This is a genomic window from Pseudomonas bharatica CSV86, assembly GCF_000319305.2.
In the GTDB taxonomy this organism is placed as follows: Bacteria; Pseudomonadota; Gammaproteobacteria; order Pseudomonadales; family Pseudomonadaceae; genus Aquipseudomonas; species Aquipseudomonas bharatica.
This window is the reverse complement of the sequence record NZ_AMWJ02000002.1, coordinates 779,618-793,085: the sequence shown is the minus strand read 5'-3', so window position 1 is coordinate 793,085 and position 13,468 is coordinate 779,618. Positions and strand designations below refer to the sequence as shown.

The 13,468-nt window shown below is 61.5% G+C and carries 3 protein-coding genes and 1 pseudogene; 2 read left to right on the top strand and 2 right to left on the bottom strand.

Annotated elements, in window-relative coordinates:
• Positions 1–54 precede the first annotated feature (54 nt).
• Both CSV86_RS17295 and CSV86_RS17290 read right to left on the bottom strand, forming a co-directional pair.
• Positions 55–2,207 (bottom strand): annotated as a pseudogene (locus CSV86_RS17295) (type I secretion system permease/ATPase).
• Positions 2,208–2,242: 35 nt separating this feature from the next.
• Positions 2,243–3,616, bottom strand: coding sequence for a TolC family outer membrane protein (locus CSV86_RS17290; RefSeq protein WP_009405139.1), 1,374 nt, complete (start codon positions 3,614–3,616; stop codon positions 2,243–2,245).
• A gap of 511 nt (positions 3,617–4,127) precedes the next feature.
• On the opposite strand from CSV86_RS17290, the gene CSV86_RS32035 reads away from it, so the two are divergent.
• Positions 4,128–6,851: a retention module-containing protein gene (locus CSV86_RS32035; protein ID WP_446532475.1), complete on the top strand. Its 2,724-nt coding sequence runs from the start codon at positions 4,128–4,130 to the stop codon at positions 6,849–6,851.
• Positions 6,818–13,408 (top strand): cadherin-like domain-containing protein, encoded by a 6,591-nt coding sequence (locus CSV86_RS17285; protein WP_311985847.1) that lies wholly within the window; start codon positions 6,818–6,820, stop codon positions 13,406–13,408. Before CSV86_RS32035 ends, CSV86_RS17285 begins: the two co-directional genes overlap by 34 nt.
• Positions 13,409–13,468 lie beyond the last annotated feature (60 nt).

The following is a 13,468-nucleotide window of genomic DNA, read 5'->3' as shown; positions in this document are numbered from 1 at the left end:
TATTGCAATCGCTGGCAAGCCAGCTCCCACAGGGTCTGCGGTGTGCCTTGGTTTTTACAGGGCCTGTCCGACCCGTCCCTTGCGCAGCGCATCGATGACCGCATCCTTGGCGCCGTCCGCCACGATCTTGCCGTTGTCCAGCACCAGCAGGCGATCCACCAGGCTGAGCATGGAGGTTCGGTGGGTCACCAGCAGCAGGGTCCTGCCCTCGACCCAGCCGTGCAAGCGCTGGCGCAGTTGCTCTTCGCTGCTGTTATCCATGTGGCTGGTGGGCTCGTCGAGGACCACCAGCGGCGGTTCCAGCAACATTGCCCGAGCCAGCAGCACGGCTTGGCGCTGGCCGCCGGAAAGCAGTTGCCCACGTTCGCCCACGGGCCGGTCGAAGCCGCGCGGGTGCTGCCTGGCCAGTTCACTGACACCGGTTAGTTCAGCGACTTCGAGCATCCGCGCATCGCTGACATAGCGTGCGCCGAGGGTCAGGTTGTCGCGCAGGCTGCCGGCCAGCAGCGGCAGGTCATGGGCGACGTAGCCCAGTTGCTGACGCAGGTCGGCGATATCCAATTGGCGCAGGTCCAGGTTGTCGAGCAGTACCTGGCCGTCGTCCGGCTCGTAGAAACTCATCACCAGGCGCGCCAGGGTGCTCTTGCCCGAACCGCTGCGACCGATGATGCCGATGCGCTCGCCCGGCTTGACGCTGAAGCTGACGCCGTTCAGTGCGGGGCTGGCCTGGCCGCGGTAGCGGAAGGTCACCCGGTTGAACTCCAGCGCACCGTGCAGGCGGGTGTGCTCCAGCGGTTGCTGGTCGGTGCGGCGCTCCTGGGGCAGGGCCATCAGCGCGTCGGTGCTGCGCATGGTCAGTTGTGCCTGCTGGTAGCGGGTGATCAGCCCGGCGATCTGCCCCAGCGGGGCGAGGGTCCGGCTGCCGAGCATGTAGCAGGCGACCAGCGCGCCGACGCTGAGGTTGCCGGCGATGATGCTATAGACCCCGGCCACGATGGTGGCCATGCCGCAGAACTGCTGGATGAACAGGGTGCCGTTGCTGGCCAGCGCCGAGAGCTGGCGGGCATGGGCATCCAGTTGGGTCAGCGCGCCGTGGGTGCTTTCCCACTGATACTGGCGTTCACTTTCGGCGCCGCAGGCCTTGAGGGTTTCCAGGCCGCCGAGGGTTTCGATCAACAGCGCCTGGCGTACCGAGCCGAGCGCCAGGCTTTTTTGCACGGTATCGCGCAGGCGTATCTGGATCAGCAGGGCAAAGATCACGGTCAGGGGAAAGGCGATCAGCGGGATCAGCACCAGCCAGCCGCCGAGCAGGCCGATGACTGCCAGCATCAGCACGACGAAGGGCAGGTCGATGACGCTGGTCAGGGTCACCGCAGTGAGGAATTCGCGCAGGCCCTGGAAGTCGTGGATGCTCTGGGCGAAGCCGCCGATGGTGGCCGGGCGGGCCTTCATCGACATGCCGGTGATGCGTTCGAACAGGGTTGCCGAGAGGATCATGTCGGTTTTCTTACCGGCCTGGTCCAGCAGGTGCGCGCGGACCACCCGCAACACCAGTTCGAACAGCGTGCCGATCAGCAGGCCGATCACCAGTACCCACAGGGTCGAGGTGGCCTGGTTGGGGACCACACGATCGTAGGTCTGCATGACGAACAGCGGCACCATCAGGCCCAGCAGGTTGATCAGCAGGCTGGCCAGCAGGGCGTCGCTGTATAGCCAGCGGGATTGACGCAGCGTGTCGCGGAACCAGGCGTGCACCCTGGGTACCAGCGGGTCGCGCTGCTGTTCCAGTTCATGGCGGGGGCGGGCGAACAGGGCGTGGCCGGCATAGGCGTCGGCGAGTTCCTGGCGGCTGACCCACTGCTCGCCGCCGTCGGCTTCACAGGGCAGGATCAGCGCCTGGTCGGGGTCCTTCCAGCGCCGCAGCACGGCGCAGCGGCCGTCCTTGAACAACAGCAGCACTGGCAGGTTGAGCGCGGAAATCGCCTCCAGTTCGCGGCGCAGCACCCTCGCCTGCAAGCCGCCACGGGCCGCAGCGCGAGGTAGCAGTTCGAGATCGAGACGCTGCTGCGGCAGGGCAGGCCGCTGCTCAGGCTGGCGCGGCTGGCCGTGCAACCGTGGAGCTTGCAGAGAATCAACAGCCCATCGAGCAACGGATCATCGAAACTCTGGCGCGGGTCCGCCGAGCTTGCCGGTTGCATGCTGGTCACAATGGCCTACCTCCCGCCGCTGCGGCGGAACAGGGTCAACGCATGTCAGGTAACTGCACGTTGTTGCGAACTTCGCTCTGGGCGATGGCTTCCGGCGGCAGGGAGATTTTCTGCTTCGTCAGCAGGTCACCCATGTTGGCCAGCAGCCGGTAAGCGGAGAACTCCTCGATATAGCGGACTTCGACATAGCGCCGATTGGCGTTGTACAGCTCGTTCTCGCTGTCGAGCAGGTCGAGCAGGGTGCGCTGGCCGAGGCCGAACTGGTCCTGGTAGGCGGCACGTACCCGGGTGGTGGTCTCGGCGTATTGCCTGGCCGCCGGGGTCTGCTTCTGGGCGTTGTTGAAGGCGTTCCAGGCCAGCGACAGGTCTTCGGTGAGCTGGCGCAGGGCGTTATTGCGAATGTCCATGGCCTGGTTGATCTTGTGCGCATCCGATTGCAGGCGGGCCTTGTCGCTGCCGCCGCGGTAAAGGTTCCAGGTCATCTCCACGCCGGCCCTCCAGTCGGTATTGCTATGGCCTGGCTCGCCACCGATGTTGTTGTTGGCTCCCGTGGACGCTATGGCGTCAAGACGTGGATAAAACACCGACTTGGCTTGTTCGTATTGCTGTTCGGCGGCCTGGATATCGGCCTGGGCCGATTTCAGATAGGGGTTGTCCTGCAGCATGGCAGTGCGTGCTTCCTGAAGGTTGGCAGGGAGCAGGCCCTTGATCGAGGCGGGCGTTTCCAGTTCATCGGGGAAACGGCCTACCACGCTGTAGAAGTTGGCTTCGGCATCCTGCAGGTCCACCTCCGCGGTATTCAGGTTGTTCTCGGCGAGGGCGCGGCGGGCCACGGACTGATCGAGGTCGGCAGTGCTGCCCACGCCGCGCTCGCTGCGCAGGCCGATCTGGTCGTTGACCCGTAGGTGCGCCTGCAGGTTGTTCTTGGCCAGGGTCAGCAACTCACGACGCTTGAGCACTTCCAGATAGACCTCCACTGCCCGCAGCGCCACGGTTTGCGCGGTGGCCTGGGTGTAATAGGCCCGGGACGTGGCGTAGGCCTGGGTGCGGGCCACCTCGTTGGAGGTATTGAAGCCATCGAAGAGCATCTGCCGCAGTCTCAGTTCCGACTGGGTGTAGTTGAGCGTTTCCTTGTTGTGATTACGCGTGCCGTCAGGGTTGAGGCCCCGGGTGTTGAGGTTGTCCGAACGTTCCCGACCATAGCCGGCAACCAGATCGACAGTGGGGAAGTAGCCACCGCGGGCCTGCTTCACATCTTCATCGGCAGACAGCCGGCTGTTGGCTGCCGACTTGATTTCCGGGTGGTAATCCACAGCGCTTTGCACGGCTTCCTGCACTGACATGGCCTGGGCATTGGCACAGGCGATGGCCAGTAGAACTGCACTGGTGATGGGGTTCAAAACGCGCATGGGGTACTTCTCCCTGAGTCCATTTTTTGGATCTGTAATCGCCAAAAAAATGGCGAAAAATTGAGGTTTAACCGTTTCAAGCTTGTAACAACAGAGCTAAGAACATCTGGGCGAAAAGCTAAGAAGAAATTTTCATGAGTGTTATGCGAAAAAAAACTTATGCGGTCTAAGGAAAGCGGCACATTGTTTAACCCGCAGGCCACGTAAATAGCGCGCTAAAGCGCTTTTTTACTGGCGTCAGAAAAACTTCGGTCGTCATTCGACCATGGGCAAGAAAGGCGTGGAGCGGAGTCAGGCAACCTTGGAAATTGCGACAGAAATTTGGCATGAAGCCAATCGCCACTATCGGTTGTCACTCCATCGCAGCGATCCATGCAAGGCATCCGGGTCTGGCTGAAAACCCGCCGTCTTGACGGTCGCAGCTACTTCGAGTCGGGCACCTTCCGGGTGTTCAACCACGAGACACCACAGGCTTTTCTGCAAAGAACGTCGACAGTGGAGGAGTGGCTAGATGGCCAAGTCAATTGGTGTGGTCAGCAAGGTGATCGGTCAGGTGTTCGCGGTCGAGGCCGACGGTACCCGGCGGTTGTTGATCGAGGGCGATCGGCTGTTCGTCGGCGAGCGACTGGAAACCGGTGCTACAGGCGCAGTGGCGGTCCATCTGGCCAATGGCGGGGAGCTGACCCTGGGGCGTGACAGCAGCCTGAGCCTTTCCAATGGTCTGTTGGCTCACCAGGCACCTCACGTGCTGGCGCCGGAAGCGGTCCCACCGAGCGAAGCGCAGCTCGCCGAAGTCGAGAAACTCCAGCAAGCCATTGCCGCCGGCGGTGACCCGACCCAGGATGCCGAGGCCACGGCGGCCGGCCCTACGAACGGTGCTCCGGGTGCATTGGGCGGTGGGCACAGCTTCGTGCTGCTGACCGAGGTCGGTGGACATGTCGATCCGGTGATCGGCTTTCCTACGGTCGGCCTGCAGTTCGCCGCTGAAATGGCTGACCTGGACACCGGCTTCATCGACCACAACGAGTCGGTCCCGGCCGTCGACAATCCCATCTCCCTTGTAGGTCTGGCGGTCGAGGGCGGTGAGATTTCGGTCAATGAAGCCAACCTGCCGCTGGGCTCTGCCAGCAATCCGGGCGCGCTCACCCAGACCGGCACCTTCAGTGTGGTGGCCCTCGACGGGGTGCTCAACCTGAATGTCGGCGGCATCAATGTGTTGACCAATGGTGCCGTCACGGGTGTGGGACAGTCCTTCACCACCAGCCTGGGGAATGTCCTGACCATTACTGGTTACGACGCGGCCACCGGTGTGGTCAGCTACAGCTACACCCTCGCTACTGCCGGCAGCGCCCAGGGCGAAAGCATCCCGGTGTCGGCCAGCGACAGCAATGGTGACGTTACCAGCGGCAGCCTGGATGTCACCGTTATCGACGATGTACCGCAGGCGGTGAACGACGGTAACCCGTCAGTCGCTAGCGAAGCCGCCACCGTGCTGACAGGCAATGTGTTGCCCAACGATATCCAGGGCGCCGACCGGGTGGCCAATCCGGTCATTCCCGGGACCTACGTCGGAACCTACGGCACCTTGGTCCTGGCTTCGGATGGCTCCTACACCTATACCCTGAATCCGTCGGACCCCGACTTCGTCAATCTGCATGGCGGCGGCAAGGGCACCGAGACCTTCACCTACACCCTCACCGACGCAGACGGAGACACCAGCACCGCCAACCTGGTGCTGAACATCACCAACCTCGACGACCCGGTGACGATCGGCGGACTCGGGGCCAACGGCGGGATTACCACGGTCTTCGAGAATAACCTTGGCACCGGCAGCAACCCGGATATGACGGCACTGACCCAGAGTGGCAGTTTCACCGTCAGTGCGGCGGACGGGCTGCAGACCCTGAGCGTGGGTGGAATCAGTGTGGTCAACGGTGGGGTGGCGAACACCGGGACACAGTCGGTGGTCACGCCGCTGGGCAATACCTTCACTGTGATCGGTTATGACCCGGCGACCGGGTTGGTGACCTACAGCTACACCTTGAATGGCAATGAAGCCCACCCGGCAGGTGGCGGTGCCAATAGCCTGGGTGAGACTTTCACCGTGGTCGCTACCGATACCGATGGCAGCACCGGCAGCGTCGACCTGAACGTGGTGATCGTCGATGATGTGCCCACAGCGGTGGCTGACAGCAATGCCGGCGTGGCTACTGAGGCAGCAACCGTACTGACCGGTAATGTGCTGACCAACGATGTACAGGGCGCCGACCGTGTCAGCGGGCTGATCACCGCAGGAACCTTCACCGGAACCTACGGCACTCTTGTCCTGGCCGCAGATGGCTCCTACACCTACACGTTGAATCCTTCGGATCCGGACTTCTACAACCTGCATGGTGGCGGGACGGGTATCGAGACCTTTACCTACACGCTGAGTGATGCCGATGGGGATACCAGCACTGCCAACCTGGTGCTGGATATCAAGAACCTGAACGATCCGGTGACCCTCGACGGTCTTGATGCGGAGGGCGGCGAGCTATCGGTCTACGAGAAGAACCTGAGTGATGGCAGCAGCCCGAACGCTGCGGCCCTGACCCAGTCCGGCACCTTCACGGTTACGGCACCGGACGGCCTGCAAACCCTGAGCGTGGGCGGCATCAACGTGATCAGCGGTGGCGTGGCGGCCACTTTCCCGCAAACAGCCACGACTCCTTTAGGCAATACCCTGACGGTCACCGGGTACAACGCAAGTACGGGTGTCGTGTCCTACAGCTACACCTTGCTGGATAACGAAGCCCATCCAACGGGCGGTGGCATCAACAACCTGGCCGAGAGCTTCACCGTCACTGCCACCGATACGGATGGCAGCACCAGCAGTGGCAGCCTGGACGTGAACATCGTCGATGATGTGCCGACGGCGGTGGCTGACACTAATGCATCGGTGACGACGGAAGCTGCGACGGTGCTGACCGGTAATGTGCTGACCAATGATGTCCAAGGTGCTGACCGTGTCACCGGACCGATCACGGCAGGAACCTTCACCGGAACCTACGGCACCCTTGTCTTGGCCGCAGATGGCTCCTACACCTACACGCTGAATCCTTCAGATCTGGATTTCTACAACCTGCATGGCGGTGGTACGGGTACCGAGACCTTTACCTACACGCTGAGCGATGCCGACGGGATACCAGCACTGCCAACCTGGTGCTGGATATCAAGAACCTCAACGATCCGGTGACCCTCAACGGTCTTGATGCGGAGGGCGGCGAGCTATCGGTCTACGAGAAGAACCTCAGTGATGGCAGTAGCCCGAATGCTGCTGCCCTGACCCAATCCGGCACCTTCACGGTAACCGCACCGGATGGTCTACAAACCCTGAGCGTGGGCGGTATCAACGTAATCAGCGGCGGCGTGGCGGCCACTTTCCCGCAAACAGCCACGACTCCTTTGGGCAATACGCTGACGGTGACGGGCTACAACCCGTCGACCGGGGTGGTTTCCTACAGCTATAGCCTAGTGGATAACGAAGCCCATCCAACGGGCGGTGGCATCAACAACCTGACCGAAAGCTTCACGGTCACCGCTACCGACACCGACGGCAGCACCAGCAGCGGCAGCCTGGATGTGAACATCATTGATGATGTGCCGACGGCAGTAGCTGACACCAATGCATCGGTGGCGACCGAGGCAGCAACTGTACTGACGGGTAATGTGCTGACCAACGATGTCCAGGGCGCCGACCGTGTCACCGGACCGATCACCGCAGGTACCTTCACCGGAACCTACGGCACCCTGGTACTGGCTGCGGACGGTTCCTACACCTACACACTGAATCCTTCGGATCCCGACTTCTACAACCTGCACGGTGGCGGGACGGGTACCGAGACCTTTACCTACACGCTGAGCGATGCCGATGGCGACACCAGCACTGCCAACCTTGTGCTGAACATCAAGAACCTCAACGACCCAGTCACCCTCAACGGGCTGGACGTTTCTGGTGGTGAGCTGTCGGTCTACGAGAAAAACCTCAGCGACGGCAGCAGTCCGAATGCTGCGGCCCTGACCCAATCCGGCACCTTCACAGTAACCGCGCCGGACGGCCTGCAAACCCTGAGTGTGGGCGGTATCAATGTAATCAGCGGTGGTGTGGCGGCAACCTTCCCGCAAAGCACCACGACGTTGTTGGGTAATACTCTGACGATCACCGGGTACAACGCCAGTACCGGCGTTGTCTCCTACAGCTACACCTTGCTGGATAACGAAGCCCATCCAGCGGGCGGTGGCATCAACAACCTGACCGAGAGCTTCACCGTCACTGCCATCGATACGGATGGCAGCACCAGTAGCGGCAGCCTGGACGTGAATGTCGTGGATGACGTGCCGACAGCCGTCGCGGATACCAACGCCAGCGTGGCAACGGAAGCGGCAACCGTGTTGACCGGTAACGTGCTGACCAACGATGTCCAAGGCGCCGACCGTGTCACCGGACCGATCACCGCGGGTACCTTCACCGGAACCTACGGCACCTTGGTACTGGCGGCGGACGGTTCCTACACCTACACGCTGAATCCTTCGGATCCGGATTTCTACAACCTGCATGGCGGTGGTACGGGTACCGAGACCTTTACCTACACCCTGAGCGATGCCGATGGCGACACCAGCACTGCCAACCTGGTGCTGGACATCAAGAACCTCAACGACCCAGTCACCCTCAACGGGCTGGACGTTTCTGGTGGTGAGCTATCGGTCTACGAGAAAAACCTCAGCGACGGCAGTAGCCCGAATGCTGCTGCCCTGACCCAGTCCGGTACCTTCACGGTAACCGCGCCGGATGGTCTACAAACCCTGAGCGTAAGCGGTATCAACGTGATCAGCGGCGGCGTGGCGGCCACTTTCCCGCAAACAGCCACGACTCCTTTGGGCAATACCCTGACAGTGACGGGCTACAACCCGGCGACCGGGGTGGTTTCCTACAGCTACACCTTGTTGGACAACGAAACCCATCCAATTGGCGGTGGCATCAACAACCTGACAGAAAGCTTCACGGTCACCGCTACCGACACCGACGGCAGCACCAGCAGCGGCAGCCTGGACGTGAACATCATCGATGATGTGCCGACGGCAGTAGCTGACACCAATGCATCGGTGGCTACTGAGGCAGCAACCGTACTGACGGGTAATGTGCTGACCAACGATGTCCAGGGCGCCGACCGTGTCAGCGGGCCGATCACCGCAGGTACCTTCACCGGAACCTACGGCACTCTTGTCCTGGCCGCAGATGGCTCCTACACCTACACGTTGAATCCTTCGGATCCGGATTTCTACAACCTGCATGGCGGTGGTACGGGTACCGAGACCTTTACCTACACGCTGAGCGATGCCGATGGCGACACCAGCACTGCCAACCTGGTGCTGGACATCAAGAACCTCAACGACCCAGTCACCCTCAACGGGCTGGACGTTTCTGGTGGTGAGCTATCGGTCTACGAGAAGAACCTCAGTGATGGCAGTAGCCCGAATGCTGCTGCCCTGACCCAGTCCAGTACCTTCACGGTAACCGCGCCGGATGGTCTACAAACCCTGAGCGTAAGCGGTATCAACGTGATCAGCGGCGGCGTGGCGGCCACTTTCCCGCAAACAGCCACGACTCCTTTGGGCAATACCCTGACAGTGACGGGCTACAACCCGGCGACCGGAGTGGTTTCCTACAGCTACACCTTGTTGGACAACGAAACCCATCCAATTGGCGGTGGCATCAACAACCTGACAGAAAGCTTCACGGTCACCGCTACCGACACCGACGGCAGCACCAGCAGCGGCAGCCTGGACGTGAACATCATCGATGATGTGCCGACGGCAGTAGCTGACACCAATGCATCGGTGGCTACTGAGGCAGCAACCGTACTGACGGGTAATGTGCTGACCAACGATGTCCAGGGCGCCGACCCTGTCAGCGGGCCGATCACCGCAGGTACCTTCACCGGAACCTACGGCACTCTTGTCCTGGCCGCAGATGGCTCCTACACCTACACGTTGAATCCTTCGGATCCGGATTTCTACAACCTGCATGGCGGCGGTACGGGTACCGAGACCTTTACCTACACGCTGAGCGATGCCGATGGCGACACCAGCACTGCCAACCTGGTGCTGAACATCAAGAACCTCAACGATCCGGTGACCCTCAACGGTCTTGACGTGTCTGGTGGTGAGCTAACTGTCTACGAGAAAAACCTGAGCGACGGCAGCAGCCCCAACGCAGCAGCGCTGACGCAATCCGGCACCTTCACGGTAACCGCGCCGGACGGCCTGCAAACCCTGAGTGTGGGCGGTATCAATGTAATCAGCGGTGGCGTGGCAGCAACCTTCCCGCAAAGCACCACGACGTTGTTGGGCAACACCTTGACGATCACCGGGTACAACGCCAGTACGGGTGTCGTGTCCTACAGCTACACCTTGCTGGATAACGAAGCCCATCCAACGGGCGGAGGCATCAACAACCTGACCGAAAGCTTCACCGTCACTGCCACCGATACGGATGGCAGTACCAGCAGTGGCAGTCTGGACGTGAACATCGTCGACGACGTTCCGACGGCGCGAGCGGACTCGGCCTCGGTGATCGAGGGTGGCACGGTCAATGGCAATGTGCTGGTGAATGACACCAGGGGCGCCGACGATCCGGGTAGCAATGTGGTGGTGGGCGTGCGCGCCGGCGCCAACACTGCGACTGCCGCCATCGGTTCGCTGAACACCAACGTTGCGGGCATCTACGGGACCTTGACCCTGGATGCCGCAGGCAATGCGGTTTATCACGCCAACCCGAACTCCGTGGCGCCGGCCGGGGCGCAGGATGTATTCACCTACACCATTCGCGACTCCGATGGCGATGAAAGCACCACGACGCTGACCATCAATGTGCAGGACTGCGGTTTGGTCGCCGGCCAGGATCAGGACATTACGGTGTATGAAAAAGCACTGGACCTGGCGAAAGATGGCCAGGACCTGGCGGCGGGGACTGTGATCGGCAGCGATCCCGGCAATACCGCGGAAACCGGAAGCGGGACCCTGGTGGGGTCGGTGTCGGGTGGTTCCGGCGCCATTACCTACAGCCTGCTGGGCAGTCCGACGGGTGCCTACGGCCAGATCCAATTGCTGGCGAACGGCTCCTACACCTACACCCTGACCTCCGCGCCGAAGACCCCGGGTGGTGCCAACGATGGGGCCAATGTGATGAGCGAGACCTTCACCTACAAGGCGACGGATGCGCTCGGCAACTTCACCACCGGCACCATCCAGATCAACATCGTCGACGACGTACCCAAGGCCGTGGGCGCGACCCGTTCTGTCACTCCGGGGCAGGTGGATTCCAACCTGCTGCTGGTGATCGACGTGTCCGGCAGCATGAACGATGCCTCCGGCGTACCGGGACTGACCCGTATCCAGCTGGCCAAGCAGGCCATCGCGCAGTTGCTGGACAAATATGACGACCTGGGTGATGTGAAGGTGCAGATCGTCACCTTCTCGAGTGGTGCCTCCCAGCCGTCTTCCGTCTGGGTTTCGGTGGCGGATGCCAAGACCATCGTCAATGGCCTGAGCGCTGGCGGCAACACCTACTATGACTCCGCCACCACCACGGCCCAGGCGGCGTTTGCCACCGCAGGAAAAATCGTAGGCGCGCAGAATATTACCTACTTCTTCTCCGACGGCGAGCCTACGTCTGGTCATGCCATCTCCGGTACCCGCGAAACCACCTGGACCAACTTCCTGGATGCCAACGGGATCAAGTCCTACGCCATCGGCCTGGGCAGTGGGGTCAATACCAGCAATCTCAACCCACTGGCCTATGACGGCAGCACCCACACCGACACCAACTCCACCGTTGTCACCGATCTCAACCAGCTCAACTCGGTACTTTCCGGCACGGTGCAGGGCGCGCCGGTCACTGGCAGCCTTATGACTGGCGGCTACTTCGGGGCCGACGGCGGTTTCATCAAGTCGCTGGTGATCGACGGCACCACCTATACCTACGATCCGAAGGGTAATTCCAACCAGGGATCCTATGCTGCCAGCGGGGGAACCGATCGCGGCATGTTCGATACCGCGAGCAACAGCATCACGGTGAAGACGGTACTCGGCGGTTCGATCGTGGTGAACATGGACACCGGCGAATTCACCTACACGCCGCCGAAAGACAATGGCAGCAGCCAGGTGGAAAACATCGGCTTTGTGGTCAGCGACAACGATGGTGACCTGAGCAATGCCACCCTGCTGGTCAATGTCTACACCAATGCCGCGCCGGTGGCCGGGGCCGACCATGTCATCACCAATATCCTGTCGGCCACTATCACTGTGCCGTCCGAGGCGCTGGTGGCCAACGACACCGATGCCAACAACGACCGACTGAGTGCTTCCCCGATTTCCTTCAATACCGGCTGGACGGCGCGCGGCGCGGACTTCACCGTAGGTAATACAACGCCTACGGTCGTATTCAACGGGACCAACAACAGTGCGGCGAACCAGTTGAAGGACATCGCCCGCAGCACCTTCACCGGAACAGCCTCTTCCATGACCGCCGCGGTCATTGTCAGCGGCTACCTGGGCGCGGTGACTACGGCCAATGCCAACGACGAAGACACCATCACCGTTACCCTCAAGCAGGGCGAATCTCTCAATCTTGACCATGATCGGCCGGCTGGCAATGTGCTGATGGAATGGAAGGACGCCACCGGCAGCTACCAGACCATTGCCGATGGCGGAACCTTCATCGCCAGCCACGACGGGGTCTATAGCATCCATGTGGTCAATCTCACCAACAGCGGTGGCGGAGGCAATGCCAACAACGCGGAAAACTATCAGTTGACCATGACCATCGATTATTCCGGCGCCGCCAACAACACGCCGCAGTACAACGGCACCTATACCGTCAGCGACGGTCATGGTGGCACGGCGACCGGGGCTGTGGATATCAACTACCAGGACAGCTCGATCCTCACCGGTACCGTCAATGCCGACACCCTGCTTGGCGGCAGCGGTAATGACACGCTCAATGGTGACGATGGCAACGATGTGTTGATCGGCGGTGACGGCAACGATGCACTCTATGGCGGCAATGGCAATGACCTGCTGATCGGCGGTCCCGGCAACGACCTGCTGGACGGCGGCGCCGGTATCGACACGGCCAGCTATGCCAGCGCCACCGCCGGGGTCACGGTCAACCTGTCCATCGCCGCTCAGCAGAATACCGTCGGTGCCGGGCTGGATACCCTGGTATCGATCGAGAACCTGGTGGGTTCGGACTACAACGACACCCTGACCGGTGACGGCAACGCCAACGTGTCACGCGGCGGCCTTGGCAACGATGTGCTCAGTGGCGGTGGTGGCGACGACCTGCTGATCGGCGGGCGCGGGGATGACACCCTGACCGGCGGCCCGGGGGCCGATACCTTCCAGTGGCAACTGGGCGACAACGGGCATGATGTTGTGAGCGACTTTACCCCTGGCACCGATCATCTGGATCTCTCCCAACTGCTGCAGGGGGAGAACGCCACCAGTGCTTCACTGGACGATTACCTGCACTTCAAGGTGACCGGCAGTGGTGCCAGTGTGGTGTCGACCATCGAGGTCAGTTCGGTAGCCGGGGCGGCGGCTACCCAGACCATAGACCTGGCAGGAGTGGACCTGGCCCAGCATTACGGGGTGACGGCAGGCTCGGGCGGGATGATCGCGGCGGGGGCGGATACGGCGACCGTCATCAACGGGATGCTGAATGACCAGTCGTTGAAGGTGGATACCGTGTAAGGCTTCAGGGCCTCATCGCTGGCAAGCCAGCTCCCACAGGTTGGATCCCTGTGGGAGCTG